This window comes from Nocardia sp. Tas62D01, from assembly GCF_055232035.1.
This window is the reverse complement of record NZ_JBUYUZ010000001.1, coordinates 9,354,864-9,369,782: the sequence shown is the minus strand read 5'-3', so window position 1 is coordinate 9,369,782 and position 14,919 is coordinate 9,354,864. Positions and strand designations below refer to the sequence as shown.

20 protein-coding genes and 1 pseudogene are annotated in these 14,919 nt (G+C 64.8%); 7 read left to right on the top strand and 14 right to left on the bottom strand.

The features are described 5' to 3' along the window. Positions 1-90: 90 nt before the first annotated feature. Positions 91-1,464 carry a DUF1254 domain-containing protein gene (locus ACV7NQ_RS45595; protein WP_463365158.1) on the bottom strand — a complete coding sequence of 458 codons (1,374 nt, stop codon included), beginning with the start codon at positions 1,462-1,464 and terminating at the stop codon, positions 91-93. Between the two features lie 489 nt (positions 1,465-1,953). Here ACV7NQ_RS45595 and ACV7NQ_RS45590 point away from each other — a divergent pair, with 489 nt between their 5' ends. Next, positions 1,954-2,196: a hypothetical protein gene (locus tag ACV7NQ_RS45590; RefSeq protein WP_463365157.1), complete on the top strand. Its 243-nt coding sequence runs from the start codon at positions 1,954-1,956 to the stop codon at positions 2,194-2,196. A gap of 58 nt (positions 2,197-2,254) precedes the next feature. On the opposite strand, the gene ACV7NQ_RS45585 is transcribed toward ACV7NQ_RS45590, so the two are convergent. The 11 genes from ACV7NQ_RS45585 to ACV7NQ_RS45535 all read right to left on the bottom strand — a co-directional run bounded on the left by ACV7NQ_RS45585 (position 2,255) and on the right by ACV7NQ_RS45535 (position 8,961). Then, positions 2,255-2,614, bottom strand: a complete 360-nt coding sequence (locus ACV7NQ_RS45585; protein WP_463365156.1) for an ArsR/SmtB family transcription factor — start codon at positions 2,612-2,614, stop codon at positions 2,255-2,257. Further along, a complete protein-coding gene (locus tag ACV7NQ_RS45580; RefSeq protein ID WP_463365155.1) occupies positions 2,614-2,799 on the bottom strand; it encodes a hypothetical protein in 186 nt (61 codons plus the stop codon). Before ACV7NQ_RS45580 ends, ACV7NQ_RS45585 begins: the two co-directional genes overlap by 1 nt. A 53-nt stretch (positions 2,800-2,852) precedes the next feature. Next, positions 2,853-3,137, bottom strand: coding sequence for an SRPBCC family protein (locus ACV7NQ_RS45575; RefSeq protein ID WP_463365154.1), 285 nt, complete (start codon positions 3,135-3,137; stop codon positions 2,853-2,855). 93 nt (positions 3,138-3,230) lie between these two features. Further along, positions 3,231-4,274: an isopenicillin N synthase family dioxygenase gene (locus ACV7NQ_RS45570; protein WP_463365153.1), complete on the bottom strand. Its 1,044-nt coding sequence runs from the start codon at positions 4,272-4,274 to the stop codon at positions 3,231-3,233. A 307-nt stretch (positions 4,275-4,581) separates the two neighbouring features. Beyond that, complete coding sequence (locus tag ACV7NQ_RS45565) at positions 4,582-4,752, bottom strand: hypothetical protein (RefSeq protein WP_463365152.1); 171 nt, start codon at positions 4,750-4,752, stop codon at positions 4,582-4,584. 72 nt (positions 4,753-4,824) lie between these two features. Continuing rightward, the gene (locus ACV7NQ_RS45560; protein ID WP_463365151.1) at positions 4,825-5,016 is read right to left on the bottom strand and encodes a GNAT family N-acetyltransferase; all 192 of its coding nucleotides are present in this window, start codon (positions 5,014-5,016) and stop codon (positions 4,825-4,827) included. 13 nt (positions 5,017-5,029) lie between these two features. Continuing rightward, complete coding sequence (ku, locus tag ACV7NQ_RS45555; RefSeq protein ID WP_463365150.1) at positions 5,030-5,965, bottom strand: non-homologous end joining protein Ku; 936 nt, start codon at positions 5,963-5,965, stop codon at positions 5,030-5,032. Beyond that, a complete protein-coding gene (locus ACV7NQ_RS45550) occupies positions 5,965-7,065 on the bottom strand; it encodes a lycopene cyclase family protein (RefSeq protein ID WP_463365149.1) in 1,101 nt (366 codons plus the stop codon). Before ACV7NQ_RS45550 ends, ku begins: the two co-directional genes overlap by 1 nt. A 104-nt stretch (positions 7,066-7,169) precedes the next feature. Continuing rightward, positions 7,170-7,934, bottom strand: coding sequence for an SDR family oxidoreductase (locus ACV7NQ_RS45545; protein ID WP_463365148.1), 765 nt, complete (start codon positions 7,932-7,934; stop codon positions 7,170-7,172). Between the two features lie 236 nt (positions 7,935-8,170). Next, positions 8,171-8,422, bottom strand: a complete 252-nt coding sequence (locus ACV7NQ_RS45540; protein ID WP_463365147.1) for a hypothetical protein — start codon at positions 8,420-8,422, stop codon at positions 8,171-8,173. Then, positions 8,419-8,961, bottom strand: a complete 543-nt coding sequence (locus tag ACV7NQ_RS45535) for a transposase (protein ID WP_463365146.1) — start codon at positions 8,959-8,961, stop codon at positions 8,419-8,421. Before ACV7NQ_RS45535 ends, ACV7NQ_RS45540 begins: the two co-directional genes overlap by 4 nt. Before the next feature lie 480 nt (positions 8,962-9,441). Between ACV7NQ_RS45535 and ACV7NQ_RS45530 the strand changes: the two genes are divergently transcribed. Both ACV7NQ_RS45530 and ACV7NQ_RS45525 read left to right on the top strand, forming a co-directional pair. Further along, positions 9,442-10,167 carry an MspA family porin gene (locus tag ACV7NQ_RS45530; RefSeq protein WP_463365145.1) on the top strand — a complete coding sequence of 242 codons (726 nt, stop codon included), beginning with the start codon at positions 9,442-9,444 and terminating at the stop codon, positions 10,165-10,167. A gap of 126 nt (positions 10,168-10,293) precedes the next feature. Continuing rightward, positions 10,294-10,617, top strand: coding sequence for a hypothetical protein (locus ACV7NQ_RS45525; protein ID WP_463365144.1), 324 nt, complete (start codon positions 10,294-10,296; stop codon positions 10,615-10,617). Positions 10,618-11,025: 408 nt separating this feature from the next. Here ACV7NQ_RS45525 and ACV7NQ_RS45520 read toward each other — a convergent pair whose 3' ends face one another. Beyond that, positions 11,026-11,178, bottom strand: coding sequence for a hypothetical protein (locus ACV7NQ_RS45520; protein ID WP_463365141.1), 153 nt, complete (start codon positions 11,176-11,178; stop codon positions 11,026-11,028). Between the two features lie 113 nt (positions 11,179-11,291). Between ACV7NQ_RS45520 and ACV7NQ_RS45515 the strand changes: the two genes are divergently transcribed. The 3 genes from ACV7NQ_RS45515 to ACV7NQ_RS45505 all read left to right on the top strand — a co-directional run bounded on the left by ACV7NQ_RS45515 (position 11,292) and on the right by ACV7NQ_RS45505 (position 13,784). After that, positions 11,292-12,221 (top strand): LysR family transcriptional regulator, encoded by a 930-nt coding sequence (locus ACV7NQ_RS45515; RefSeq protein ID WP_463365143.1) that lies wholly within the window; start codon positions 11,292-11,294, stop codon positions 12,219-12,221. A gap of 102 nt (positions 12,222-12,323) precedes the next feature. Continuing rightward, positions 12,324-13,484 carry an NAD-dependent formate dehydrogenase gene (locus ACV7NQ_RS45510; protein WP_463365142.1) on the top strand — a complete coding sequence of 387 codons (1,161 nt, stop codon included), beginning with the start codon at positions 12,324-12,326 and terminating at the stop codon, positions 13,482-13,484. A gap of 147 nt (positions 13,485-13,631) precedes the next feature. Next, positions 13,632-13,784, top strand: a complete 153-nt coding sequence (locus ACV7NQ_RS45505) for a hypothetical protein (RefSeq protein ID WP_463365141.1) — start codon at positions 13,632-13,634, stop codon at positions 13,782-13,784. Positions 13,785-14,282: 498 nt separating this feature from the next. Here ACV7NQ_RS45505 and ACV7NQ_RS45500 read toward each other — a convergent pair whose 3' ends face one another. Next, on the bottom strand, positions 14,283-14,534 hold the full coding sequence (locus ACV7NQ_RS45500) for a hypothetical protein (protein ID WP_463366156.1): 252 nt from the start codon (positions 14,532-14,534) through the stop codon (positions 14,283-14,285). Between ACV7NQ_RS45500 and ACV7NQ_RS45495 the strand changes: the two are divergent. Continuing rightward, a pseudogene (locus ACV7NQ_RS45495) lies at positions 14,491-14,902 on the top strand (alcohol dehydrogenase catalytic domain-containing protein); the annotation flags it as partial. The gene ACV7NQ_RS45500 and the pseudogene ACV7NQ_RS45495 sit on opposite strands and share 44 nt — an antisense overlap. Positions 14,903-14,919 lie beyond the last annotated feature (17 nt).

The window sequence follows — 14,919 nt, the reverse complement described above, 5'->3', positions numbered from 1 at the left end:
CCCGGGCGAGGTGGCGCACAGAACCACGGCGGGTACCGAGAAGGAGGGCGATGTGGCCGGGCATTGCACCTGTTGACGTCGCGGGGGTCGTCAGCTGATCTTCGTGATGCCGGGAGGGTTCCATCTGCCGTCGAGAACCTTCGTGTTGGGCGAGTACAGGCGTAGCAGCAGGTTGAAGTTGCCCGAGGCGGGCGCGGGTAGCCAGTTGACCTCACGTTCGGCACCGGGGGAGTGAGGTTGAATGTAGATGTCGACCGAGCCGTCGGGATTCTTCTGCACCGACTCCCCGCGCCGCGCGTATCGCTTGGCCGGGTTGTGGACGAAGAATCCCTTGTCGTTGTACATCGTCAGCGACCAGAATGCGTGCACCGGGGGGATCTCGTGCATGCCGAAGTGCAGAACATAGTTGTGATCAGCCCCTAGCAGCTCACCCTTCCCGTCGACACTGGCTGCCGGATAGACCGCGTCATCGGGCAGATTCGCGCCGAGCCCGCCGTAAGCCACATTGGCGCGGGCGAGCCAGTTGGTGCCGTAGGAGCCGATGCCGGACCGCGATATCCGCCAGCCATTAACTGCCGTGCCACCGAAAGGCACCTCGATCTTCGGCAGAGCCTTCGTCCAGGCGTTCTCCCACATCTTGCGATCGGAATCGGACAGTCGGCTCCAGTCGAGTTTCTTTTCCGGCGACCACCGGACCTTCGCCAGCTGTGTGAGCAGGTCCTTGTCTTCGGGCCGAGTCTGGGCATGGGAGAGGCTGTCGTAGTACAGGTCCCAGTACTGCTGCGGGGTGAGGTTGTGAATATAGGCGGCGACCTCCTGGTTCTTGGGCCAGGACGCGTGCAGGTCGGTGTTTTCCGGCGGAACATACGGCGTGCCGTAGGCGCTGAGCGGGACCGCGGTCAGCTGCTGCTGAATCGCGGCGACAGCGGGGACGTCGTTGGGCCCGTTGACCTGGATCCGGCCGATGATCCATCCGCCGTCGGTCGGCATCCGGTATTCGCGCACCCCCGCAGGGAGGGTGCCGTGCCAGTTCGGTCCGGTGATTGCGAACTGGTAGCCATGTAGTACACCCAGGGTGCGCGGGCCGGGCGATGCGTCGACGTTTGTCCACATGTCCAGCAGCGGGAACAGGTGATAGCGGGTGCCCATATCCGGCACGCCGATGACCAGCGGCTCCTTCGAGACATCAAAGAACATCGAGGAATACAACGTATCCACGTTCGGCCGCACCACACTGGTGAACGAGGCATCCGGCATGAACGCAAGATTGGCGAACTGATTCATCGGAGCAGCGCCCCGCCCATCCGGGCGCGCAACATTCGTCGACTGGCGTCGCGTCACCTCCACCGACACCAGCGGATAGGTGTAGGCGTACGCGTTCACCGCAGCGTCCTCATCCGTATTGAAAGACGGCGAGGGACCCTTCGAGAACGCGGCCGAAGCCAGCACGACAACTGCCGCCACGAGCGCCGCTGCGGCCGTCCTGCTCCGGCGAACTCTCGATTTGCTGCCAACCACAACGCCCTCCTCGGAGGTGAAACGAATCATGCGATAACGTTTGCCGTTGAGTCGCTAGTGGCAGGAGGAGTCTAGCTTGCAGCAGTTTCTCCTGGAGGCTACTTCGGTGCGGACAAGTAGCTGGCCGACTCGCGATCGAAGCCCAACCGGTACTTGGCCCGCGGTCCGGCTTCCCCCTCAGCCCCATCGCCGATCTCGCACCAGGGTGTGTGTCCCCGGACGGGGCGCCGCCACTGTTCAAGAGCGGCGATCGCGAGTGGACGCACGACTTCGCGGCGAACCAGAACGCCGATCGCAAAACCTCGTGGCACACCCTGCCCGCGTTCGTCGAAGGCGAACCGATCTCACCGTTCCAGCGCGCCGCGGTGCTCGTCGACACCACCAACCACGTATGCCACTGGGGCTCCCACGGCGCCGGGCTACATCAACACCATCATGACCCTCACGTTGCCGAGACTCCCCCTCGGGTACGAACTCGGCCTCCGCGTCGACAGCACACTCGCCACCGAAGCCATCCCGATCGGCACCGCCTCCCTCTACGACCGCACCGGCCCGCTCGGCACCTGCGTCCACCGCACTGTCCAACGCCCGCCGACAGATCGACTTCACCGCCACGCCTCGGCCCTGAACGTCGGCGGGCAGTTGGGGGCCGAGTTCGTCCAGCACCGCGCGATGTAGCGGCCGCCACAGACCGGCCTCGGTCCACGCGGTGAAACGCCGATGCACTGTAGGAACTTCACCTGCGGCGGGTGGCGGGAGTTGGTGGAGTTGATCGGTGGGTGCGGGACGCGTCGAGGGGCTGGGCGAACTGCTGCAGCGGGTCGGCCAAGCTGGTCAGCCATGATCGGGCCGCGTCCAAGCCCGCAGAGTCGAGGGTATAGAGCCGGCGAGCGCCCTCCGCGCGGGCGCTCACCAGCCCGGCGTCGCGGAGCACCTTGAGATGCTGGGAGACGCCGGGCTGGGAGATCGGTGTGTGCCGTTGCACGGCGGCGACGACTGCGCCGGCGGGTTGCTCGCCGGTCGCTGCCAGCTCGAGGATGTAGCGGCGGACTGGGTCGCCGAGCGCCTCGAAGATCTTTGCAGGGGAGGGGCCCATCAGGACTTTCGGCCGTCCTCGGGCTCGGTCGTGTAGGAGCCCGCCGTCTGCTCCGCGGCTGTGTGTGCGGCAGCCGGGTCGTCGCCGTCGCTGACGGCCGCGTCCGCCCAACCGAGGGCAGCTGCCCGGATGAACGCCCTGCCTTCGGGGGTGGTGTGAAAGGTCAGTGCCTCGCCCTGGTCCACTGCCGCTCCGCTCGACAGGTGCAGGCCCGGGCCCATCAGAGCAAGGTCCCAACCTACGCCGACGGCGCCGGGTCCGAATTGCGACCACAACTCGGGTCGATTTGCGCCTCGTGTGCCAGCTCCAGCAGGTTGCCCTCATCGGTAGGGGTGAGGCTGACCTCCAGCCACGACACTTGTGGGCCCATCTCCCAGGTGACGGCGAACCGCTGCGGTGCCTCGCATTCCTCGACGACTCCGTTCGCGTTGCCCTCGATCTGGTAGCGGCCGCAGTGGTCAAGGCTATGACCACCGCCTGGGCTCGCGGGACCCCAGATTGTCTCTGAACGACGAAAAGACACCTGTAGCTGGGCAAATTCGCTACGAAAAGGTGTCCTTACACACGGTTGAGTATGCAGCGTCGAAGACAAACGTAACCGATTGGTTGAATTAGTTCAGTTATGACCCTCCGCTGCCGCGAGGACTCGTGCCGCTTCCCGGGCTGCGTTGGTATTCGGTCGCAGCGCACGGGAACCGGCGAGCTTGGCGCGCACATGATCGGCGACCGTGATCGGTTCGTACCTGCTGCCCGCGCCGACGCACGACGGCAGCGTTTCGATCACCGCGTCGATATTGCCGTCATGGAAGAATGCGGCGCTGCGACGGCGTTCGATGGTGCCGTCGACGATCGGCGGCATGACTCGGTGCAGGGTCGACAGCCAGCGCTCATTGGTCCAGCGCGCCATCAGGTCACCGAGGTTGACCAGCAGTGCGCCGTCGGCGGGCTGCACGTCCTGCCAGTGCCCGCCCGCGCCGAGTACCTGCAGGCCGGGCATCTGGTCGGCCCACAGGATGGTGACGATGCCGTAGTCGGTGTGCTCGCCCATGCCCTTGAGTTCGCCGTCGAGGCCGACGGTGCCCGGCGGCAACGCATAGTTGTTCATCCGCAACACATCCAGCGAGTGGTCGGTGAACCGGTCGAAGTAGCCGCGTGGCAACTCGAGTGCGTCGGCGAAGATCGTGGTCAGTGTTCTGGCGACGCGCGCAGCTTCTGCGTAGTACGCCTGCACGCGCGGCTCGAACGTGGGTACCTCTGTGGGCCAGACGCTTTCGGCGTAGTCGACCGTCGGCAGGTCCAGTTCCGGGTAGGCCGATGCCGCAATACCGACATTGAACGCCTCGAAGAAATCGTTCATCCGGGTCGCGGATTCCACGCCGAGGCTCAGGCTGAGACTTTCGCTCTTCGGCGGGGAGTAGCCGCGGTTGATCTCCGCCGGGGTCCGGTAACCCTGCTTCGTCTGCGAATCGAGCGCAAAGAAGACGTCGATGGCCGCGGCGAAGTCTTCCAGGATCTGCTGAGGGATGGCATGTCCGACGATCTGCATGAATCCGACCGTGTGTGCGGCGCCATCGATCCGACGGGCCACCTCGCGCCGTTCTGCCTCGGACGCCGCACCCACATAGGGTGAGATATCGATAATGGGCACCTGGAATTCCACGGCGGGCGTCCTTTCATGAGGCAGCGTTGACGGCGTAGTCCGGCACGCTCGGATCCATTCCGCCGCAAAGGTTTGCGAGCGTTCACCGAGGCGCATCGCCTTCGATGACGGACATCGGGCACGCTCCGAAAGTACTAGGTGCGATAAGTCACAGCAATCAGAATCTGCTTTTTATATGTCGTGAACGTTCACTCTCGTGACGCTCAGGTAAATGTCGTGTCAGGGCACTGGGATGTCGTGCAGCCGGTGCCCGACGACGATCTGATACCGCACGGGATGTTCTGAGCGAACCGAGCGCGGGGCGCACTCAGTGAGCGCCCCGCCCTTCACCGGCGAGACGGCCGCGGCGGATGAGCGCGCACTTGGTGCCGGGCGCGACCGCGGGCAGCGCGTCGTCGGTATGCGGTTCCGGCTCATGCGGATTCGGGCGGACGAACAGCGTCACCATGGCGGCGGCGGTGAACCCGCTGCGGGTCATCAGCGCCGACGATGCGGCATTGCGATTCTTGACGTCGGTGACGATGCGGCGCGCGCGGCGCGCGAACGACGCTCACGAGCAGACGTCCACCAGGCGGCGAGCGATGCCGTGGCCCTGCATATCCGGGGAGACGGCGATCGGCTCGAGATAGGTCCAGTCGTCGCGGTGCTCGAACTCCATCGAGCCGAGCGCGAACCCGACGACCCGGTCGGAGCCGAGGGCGACCGAGCAGGCGTTGTCCGGGCTGTCGAGGTGTTCGGTCACCGATGTCCCCCTTTTACGCCCCCTTGCGTGCCGCCGCTTTCTTCGCCGGCTTCTTGGCGGGCTTGTCGGCGGTCTTCGTCGCTGCCTTGGTGGCCTTCTTCGCAGGGGCTGCCTTCTTCGCACCGTCCTTGTCGCCGCTGCCGTTGCCGGAGGAACCCGCGGCCCGGCGGCCACTGGCTTCCAGACTGCGCTGCAAAGCGGCAACCAGGTCGACCACTTCGGCATCTATTTCGGCGGGCGCGGCCTCGGGCTGGCTGGCCACCTTGCCGGTGCCGCTGGCGATCGCCTCGTCCAGCACCCGCTTGAGCTCGATCTGGTACGCGTCGGCATACTGGCTCGGATCGAAATCGTCGGACATGGTCTCGACGAGCGTCTCGGCCATCTTGATTTCCTGCGGCTTGGGCGCAGCGACCCCGTCCAGGGACTCGAAGTCGGCTGCACGAACCTCGTCGGGCCACAGCAGTGTCTGCAGCACCAGCATCCCGTCGCGCACCCGCAGCGCCGCAAGGCGGGTCTTCTGGCGCAACGTGAAGTGCACGAGCGCGGTCCGGTCGATGCGCTCCAGCGTCGTCGCCAGCAGCACATACGCCTTCGGTGTATTCGAATCCGGTTCCAGGTAGTAGCTCTTGTCGAACAGGATCGGGTCGATCTGCTCGGACGGGACGAATTGCAAGACCGGGATTTCGTGCTTCTCGGCCGCGGGGAGCTTCGCGAAGTCCTCGTCGGTGAGAATGATCTTGTCGCCCTCGGGCGACTCGTAGGCCTTGTCGATATCGGCGTACTGCACGGACTTTCCACAGACCGTGCACACGCGGTCGTATTTGACCCGCCCGCCGTCCTTGGCGTGCACCTGATGGAACCGGATGTCGTGGTCCTCGGTGGCCGTGTAGACCTTAACGGGGACGTTTACCAGCCCGAATGCGATCGAGCCTTTCCAGATTGCCCGCATTACTCCATGGTGACGGAACCCGTTCGAATATGCGAGCGAACCGGAATCCCCAGCGTCGCGGCGGCGATTCGGCGCCGCAGCCCGTGTGGAAGACCGGCGAATAGGGTGCACATTGCGCCGAGCGTGCCGCCGAGGCCGGTTCGTCCGGATAAATAAGCCCGCTGCACGGTCGGCGACAGCGTGAAGAAGGCATCGAAAAAGACCGGAATATCGGCGGGAGGCAGGGCGAGCATGGCGCACAAACCGGCGGCCCGCAGCGCATACACCGCCCGCGCGGTCACCGGCCACGCCGACGCTCCCGACGCGACCGTGTCGGCGGCCGCGAGCGACGCGGCGACGCTATATCCGGTGGCGGGATGGGTGAAGCCACCCGCCGCCCCGAACCTCCGCGACCCGGGCCGGCCACCCTGCACCGGGAAGCGCACCCGTTCCACCGGTTCGCTGCCGGTGAGTTCGATTCCGCGGGAACGCAATCGGTGCTCGAGCCGGTCGCGTAACACCGCGCCGTCGAGTGCGGGCCGTCCGGCCAGGCAGGTCTCCTCCAGCAGCATCGCGCCGCCGCCCAACGGCACCGCGTAAAGGAAGGACGGCGGCGCTTCGGGGTGCGCACCGTTATCCGCCCGCCAATCCATAAACAGCGGGTCGATGTGATCCGCCGTGACAACGACGCCGTAGGCGGTCTGCTCGGCCAGCGCGGGGGAGCGGCCGATCCCGCGGGCATCGATGATCCGCCCGCCGGTCAGCACCGCGCCGGAATCCAGCGTGACCGAGCGACGGTCGAGACCGACCACGCGTTCGGCGATCACGCGGGCGCCGTTGAGGTCCAAGGACTCTCGTAGCCGTGCGGTGCCGAGCACGACATACCTGCGCTCCAGCCGATGGCAGCGGGCGCCCCACGCGGTCGGCCGATCGATCTTCGCCGCCACCACGGCCGGATCCAGCCATCCCGGCAGCTCGTCCTCCCACGCCGCGTAGGTCGCCGACCAGTGCCGATACGGAAGCGGATCGATGGCGGTGACGGTGAGGCCGTGGGCGAGGCAACGGTGCGCCAGCGCCCGGCCCGCTGGGCCGAGACCGCACACAATGACGTCCGTAGTCATGCCACGCCTGTCGTGCTGTGAGGGCGTGGTGCGGTCTCTGATCGAGGCATCGGTCGCAGGAGTCCTCTCGTCGTGAGGAGCCTAGTTCGGGCCAGTCGGGAGGGTCAGATCCCGCCGGTGGACAGCAGGCCGCCGTCGACTCGGACGGTCTCGCCGGTGATCCACGCGGCCTCGTCCGAGACGAGGAAGCCGATCAGCTGCGCCACGTCTTCCGGCGTGCCGAGTCGCTTCAACGGGTACACCCGTGCCGCAGTCTCTTCATCCGCCGAGTAGAGCGCGTCGGCGAACTTCGTCTTGATCACGCCGGGAGCGACCGCGTTCACCCGGATCTTCGGGCCGAGCTGCCAGGCCAGTTCGTCGGTGAGCCGGATCAGCGCGGCCTTGGACGCGCCGTATGCGGCGATCACACCGGACGAGCGGATGCCGGCGACGCTGGCGACATTGACGACCGCGCCGCCGTTGTCGCGCATCCACGCCTTGTATGCCTCCTGCAGGTAGCCAAGCGCGGCGACGACGTTGACGTCGAAGATCTTTCGGACGGCGTCGAGGTCGGCGTCCATCAGCGAGCCGTAGACCGGGTTGATGCCGGTGTTGTTGATCAGGATGTCCAGCGAGCCGAATTCGGAGACCGCGCGAGCGACCGCCGCCGCCCGGCTTTCCGCGTCGCCGGAGTTGCCCGCCAGCGCGACGACCTCGCCCTGATGGCCCAGCGCGCGCAATTCACCGGTCGCTTCTTCAAGTGGCTCCGGTTTGCGCGCGGTGATCAACACATTGGCGCCGCGGCTCAGCAATTCCGCCGCCACCGCCTTGCCGATGCCCCGGCTCGCGCCGGTGACCAGTGCGCTCTTGCCCAACAGATCGGTACTCATGTGACGGCAGGTTACTTCAGACACGCAAACCCAGCGAGTTCGCCCCATCTGGGGGGCTCACATCGACACGTCCCCGCAGGGAAAGCGTTCGAGATTGCCATTGTGGGCTGGCCGAGGCGCCCCATCGGGATGAGGCTGGTGATGTCGGCCATGGCCTCGGGTCCAGCGGTTGCGTTCATCGGTGTCTCGATGACGGCCGGAGGTGATGACGTTGGCGAGCTGCCGGCTGAGCCACGTTATTGTCCGGCCACGGACTCCGCGGCGTCTGCCGAGTCGCGTTCGGCGTGGAGTCGCTGTTCGAGGCGTTCGCCTTCGATGTCAGGGTCGGGGACGTATTTCGCGAACCATTGTGGGTGGTACCAGAAGTGGTAGTTCGCGATCGCCATGACCGCGGGCACGAGGGTGAGCCGGACGACGAAGGCGTCGAGGAATACGCCGACGGCGAAGCCGAAGCCGATTGCCTTGATCGTCGGATCATTGTTGATCATGCCAGGTGGGTCTTGGTAGTCCAGCCACCACGTGACCGTCCCAGCCCGTGATCGGCAGGCTCGGTGTCGACCCCGCCGGGCGGCTCGAGCTGGGCGTAGCCGTCGTGGCGGGCACCGGCGGCATGCCTGTGGGCCCGGGCGATGGTGGAGTCCACGCTCACCTCCCACACGACTCGACCGGCCGCATCGGCGAACGCCTGCAGCATCTTCAGCAGCAGCGCCCACACTCCCGCGCGCTGCCAGCGGCGGAACAACCCGTACACGGTCTGCCAGTGCCCGTAGCGTTCGGGCACGTCCCGCCACGACGTCCTGCATCGGGTCCGCCACCGGATCCCATCGATGAGCTGCCGTTTCGTCCATTTCGGCGGGCGGCCCGCCTTCTTGCCACGAGCAACAGCGGCGCCAGCCGCGCCCACTGGGCATCGGTCAGGTCCGCCCGCCTCGCCACCGATACGCTGGTCACGAGGTCTCCGGTTGTCAGGTATTGCTTTGTCGCTAACCCAGATACCGGAGATCTCGTCTTGTCTTGTCACCGACATGCCAACGCAGGCAACATCTTTCGATCGACCCAGCTGAGGGCGCCGCGCGCGGCGCCCTCAGCTCTAACCACTTTTTAAACAGGGGCTAGTTCGGCGTGGCAGTCGGCATATACGGCCCGGTGTTGCTGACGGGCAGCTTATCCACCGTCACAGATCAGGGAACCGACCAGCAACCCAGGACTAGGGTTGAATGCCAGGCTTGCCCGGATTTCCGCTTCAACGAACACGCCCCACAGCTCACCCGAATCTCGGTGAGAAGTCCGGTGGTTTGCTAGCCGATCTCGGTCATCGACGTGATGCCTACAGCACCGCGTGCCGGTTGCGTCGGCCACACGCCGCGCCGGAGCGATTACCACCACTGAGCTGCATCGACCGATAGAGTTCAGATCCGCATACCCCGAAGAGAATCCGCGACGATCGTTGGTGTGCGAGTCGGCTGTTTGTGAAGTTCCGTTTCGACGACCACTCGACTGGAGCGTGATGAACCGCAAGCATTCGCCCACCCTGGCCGCGATCACCGCGGTGATGGTGGCAGCCACTGGCGCCGTTGCCGTTGTCGATACTTCGGCCAGCGCGGCGCCGGGTGAGGTCAACTCCGGCGGGATGCACCTGACTGCGTCGGTGGATTCCAATAATGTCGTACCCGCTGGCGGTGATACCCCAGCCGGAATACCGTTCTCGCACGCGGTCAAGGTGTCCGGAGACTATTCGGTCCACCTCGATGGAGCCCCGCTCCTGCGTAGCGGGCAGATCGCCGTCGGATATCTGGTCGGCTGCGCCGTGGACCTTACTAATGGCATCTCGGTAGGTATCGCCCCGAGTGTCGGCGCCAGTGCCTCAATCTCGCCCTTTGCCTCCATCACTGTGGGGGTGAATGTTATGCCCAACATGATGGGGATGGATGTTATGCCCAGCGTTATGCCCAGCGTCACCCTCGGTTTGCAGCCCAACTTCGGTGTCAACGGGGGCCTCCAGGGTGTGTTTGCGGTAACTTTGACCCCGGGCATTGTGACCGCGGCAGTGGTCGGCACGGCAGATCTGGACAGCGACGCGACATTCCCCTACACCTTCGGGCACACCAACACCCCTCTGAATGTCAGCGCATGCCCGGTACCGGCCACGGCCATGCCGTTCGTCACCGTCCGGGCCGACGCCACCAACGGCACTGCGCAAACGACGGGCTACGGCGACGGATTCGCGTTCTGAAGCGACCCTGAACCCGACTACCGACGCAACCTATCCAGACGCGGCACTAGCCACCTCCCGGCTGCGCGAGATCTGCCTCGACGCAGGCGCGGACAATGTGGGCTTCGTCTCGTCGACGATCCAAGGGTGGCCGAAGAATTCGAGCATACGCGCGGAATTCTGCCGACGGTCCGCACGTTCGTGGCCTTCTGCGAGCGGATGAATCGTGACAAGCTGCGCGGTCCCATGCGCAGTCTCGCCAAGACAGAGTTCAACCACGCCGACGACGAGACCAACGAGGTGTCGCGCCGTATCACCAGGGCGCTCCAGGACGCCGGCTACCGCGCCGTCTACCCCACATTTGGATACCCGATGGAGGTTGATCAGTTTCCGGGGCGCATCTGGGGAATTGCGCACAAGGTGGTGACGCAGGCTGCCTGCTTGGGGTTATGGGTATTCACCGCAACGTAATTCACCCGAAGTTCGGCACCTTCATTCTGCTGGCACAGTGGTCCCCGATGCCGTGGTCGACGAGCCGAGCGCGTCGCTGGAGTTCAACCCGTGTCTGGAGTGCATGCTGTGCGTGTCCGGGTGTCCGGTCGACATTCGGGGTGCAGTATGGGCGACTCGCGTTCGATCAGATCAGAAGCTATGCCCTGGCCAGGCTTGCCATTTGGTTGTCCAAACGGGGCAACCGACGGCGGGTCAGGGGATGGGGCATGGCCAGGATCTTGCGGTCCCGGAACCACTTGGGTCTGGTCAGCCTCGATGGAATGGTCGTACCGCCCAGGCCCTTTCGGGCTTGGAAAGCCGACAGCCGCCGGTGAAGAACGTCGTGTTTGTGGTGGTGGTTGCAGTTCTTGCGACCCTGAGCCGAGATCACCCCAGCACGAACGCCTCCGAGTTGGCGAGGGTCTCCCGACGCTTGAACCGCGGTGCGATCAACGAGATCACCGCATCGAAGCCCGCTCTCCACCGGTCATCGTCTACGCTGACAGCCGCGGTGGCCGCGGCAGATTCAGTTGTCTGCACAAACACCGAACAATGCCCCTGCCACCGCCCTAAACCGCCGAAACACGCCGGGGCACTCCAACTTACGGCTTTAGTACTAGGCGAATCGGGTCGGCCGGACAGGATGAGGTGTCGTGCTGTTGCGTCAGTTGGAATATCTGGTCGCCTTGGCGAGGGAACGGCATTTCGCTCGTGCGGCCGAATCCTGTCACGTGTCGCAGCCGTCGCTGTCGGCGGCCATCCGGAAATTGGAGCGCGAACTCGGGGTGCCGATCGTGCGGCGCGGGCGGCGGTTTGCGGGGCTCACACCCGAGGGGGAGCGGGTCTTGCTGTGGGCGCATCGTATTCTCGCCAATTCCGATGCGCTGCACCATGATTTGTCGACGATGCGGGAGGGCCTGTCCGGAGTGTTGCGGGTCGGGGTGATCCCGACCGCGTTGAATGCGGTCTCTCTGTTGACGACATCGTTCTGTGACCGGCATCCGCATGTACGGGTGTCGCTGGAGTCGTTGTCCTCGAGAGAGATAACGCGTGGGCTGGCAGAGTTCGAGCTCGATGTCGCGATGACCTATGCGGACGATGAAGAGCTCGGAAATGTTCGGGTGATTCCATTGTACGAGGAGCGGTATCTGTTGTTGACGCCGAACGACAGCGAGTTCGCCGACCGTGCCGTGGTGCGCTGGGCAGAGGTCGCGGCAGTGCCGTTGTGCCTGCTGACCCAGCGCATGCGTCACCGACGCATTCTCGACGAGATCTTCGCCGCAGCGAGTGTCGTGCCGGTCCCCGCGATCGAGACCGACACCGTTTCCACGCTGTATGCGCATGTGGCGACGCACAGATGGTCGAGCGTGATCTCGCACGCGTGGCTGAACGTCTTCGGGGTGCCCGAGGGAGTGCGGGTAGTGCGGTTGGAAAATCCGTCGCGGGCACCGCAGATCGGTCTCGTGATCGCCGATCGTAATCCCGAAACGATCCTTGCGCGGGCGGTGCTCGACGTGGCACGCGAATTGGATATGCGCGATGCCCTCGACCGCGTGCTGCACCGTCACCTGGGCACTTCATAGATCCGGGCTATGCCCCGATAGAAACTTTCGCTTTGACCCGGGATATCCGATACGGAAAGGTCGAAAGCGATTGAAGATCACGATCTTTGGAGGATTCCAGCTATGGCAAAGGTACTGTGTGTGCTCTACGCCGACCCAGTCGACGGATACCCGAACACCTACGCGCGAGATGACCTGCCACATCTGGATCACTATCCGGGCGGCCAGACCCTTCCCACGCCCAGCGGTATCGATTTCACACCAGGTCATCTGCTCGGCAGCGTATCCGGTGAGCTCGGCCTGCGCCGATTTCTTGAATCCCAGGGCCACGAGCTGGTGGTCACCTCGGACAAGGACCGCGCCGATTCGACGTTCGACCGCGAGCTTGTGGACGCGGAAATTGTTATCTCCCAGCCATTCTGGCCCGCCTATCTGACCCCCGAGCGGATCGCGAACGCACCGAAGCTGAAGCTGGCGATCACCGCGGGTATCGGTTCGGACCACGTCGATCTGGATGCCGCGATCGAGCACGGCGTGACGGTGGCGGAGGTGACCTACTGCAACAGCATCAGCGTCGCCGAGCATGTGGTGATGATGATCCTGGCGCTGGTGCGCAATTATCTGCCGGCGCACCAGTGGGTGCTCGACGGCGGCTGGAATATCGCAGACTCTGTCGCGCGCTCCTACGACGTCGAGGGCATGCACATAGGCACGGTGGCTGCAGGCCGTATTGGACTCGCGGTGCTGCGACGTCTTGCGCCGTTCGACGTACACCTGCATTACACCGATCGGCATCGGCTGCCCGAGCAGATCGAACGGGAGTTGAATCTGACCTTCCACCCGAGCGCCGCGGACATGGTGCCTACGTGCGATGTGGTGACGGTAAACGCGCCCTTGCATCCCGAGACCGAAGGGCTCTTCGACGATGAACTGATCGCGACGATGAAGCGGGGCGCGTATCTGATCAACACCGCGCGGGCCAAGATCTGCGATCGCGACGCAGTGGTCCGCGCTCTGGAGAGCGGGCAACTGGCCGGATATGCCGGAGATGTGTGGTTCCCGCAACCGGCGCCGGTCGATCATCCGTGGCGGAGCATGCTGCACCACGGTATGACGCCGCACATCTCTGGTAGCTCGCTGTCCGCGCAGACCCGTTACGCCGCGGGCACTCGGGAGATCTTGGAGTCTTGGTTTGCCGGAGCGTCGATCCGGGACGAGTATCTCATCGTCGACGGCGGGAAGCTCGCCGGCACCGGGGCGCATTCCTACTCAGTCAGTAGCTAGACATTTCCGTTCGTATTTGACGCGAGAGTCGGCCGCAGTGAGCCCTGCTGCTGACTCTCGCATTGAACTAGTACTACAGTCGTAAGTTGGAGTGCCCCGGCGTGTTTCGGCGGTTTAGGGCGGTGGCAGGGGCATTGTTCGGTGTTTGTGCAGACAACTGAATCTGCCGCGGCCACCGCGGCTGTCAGCGTAGACGATGACCGGTGGAGAGCGGGCTTCGATGCGGTGATCTCGTTGATCGCACCGCGGTTCAAGCGTCGGGAGACCCTCGCCAACTCGGAGGCGTTCGTGCTGGGGTGACTCGGCTCTGGGTCGCAAGAACTGCTGGACACTCGCCGAGAACAGCGGGCATGACACCCCGGATCGGTTGCAGTACTTGCTGTCTCGCGCCGTCGAACGCCGTCGGTGAAGAACGTCGGTAAGCCGTGTGCGGGAGAACCGCATGCACGGTTTGACGGGCGGGGGCTGGAAACGGAAGCGATGTCGGCCAAGGTCGAAACGAAAGCTGCCTGCGGGAAACCGCAGCCAGGAGCGCACAGACCTAAAGCCGATCATTCGCCACCGCGCCAACCCTCGACCCTCCCACTCAGGCGAGTGGGTGGCCGCGGCGTCGGTAGTGCGATAACCGGACTGGGTGCTGTCGGCGGCGTCGCCAGGTCGACCACGACCAGATGTGGTCGGCGGGATTGAGCCGGGTCAGCACGAACGGGCGGAGTCGATCTTCGATCGGTGTGGATAGGAAACCTGCCGGATGGCGCGCATTGGACAGTGGCGGCGTGGACGCGCTCGATGATCAGATCAATCGGAGATCGGAAAGTCCGAGGGTTTCGAGTTGGTCGATGCCGTAGTGAACTCCGGGACGATCATGCTCGGACGAACGTGGTCTGCGCCGGCGGCAAGGTGTTGCTGGACTTTGGTGGCGATTGCGTCGGCATCGACGGCGGATACCTCGGGGCAGTCGGGGTGGTCTGTGGGGGCGGCAGACAGGATGGCGCCGCCACAGTTCGACGGTGTCACCGATGTCGCGCCCGGTGATTTCGTGATCCTCAACTGGCAGGCAGTGTACGGGCATTGCCCGGCCTGCCGAAAAGGCAAGCACCAGCACTGTTTCGACACCCACAACGCGGCACAGCCGATGACACTGACCGACGGGACCGTCCTGACACCTGCATTGGGGATCGGTGCTTTCGCCGAGAAGACCTTGGTACACAGCGGACAGTGCACCAAAGTCGATCCCACGGCACCGCCGACCGTGGCGAGACTACTCGGCTGCGGAGCGATGGCCGGTTTGAGTGCGGCCATCAACACCCGCAGGCCACGGCGCCGACACCGTCATCGACGCCGTCGGCCGTCCCGAAACCTGGAAGCATGCCTTCTACGCGCGCGACCTCGCCGGAACCGTTGTCCTAGTCGATGTCGCACCTGAGAGGTCACC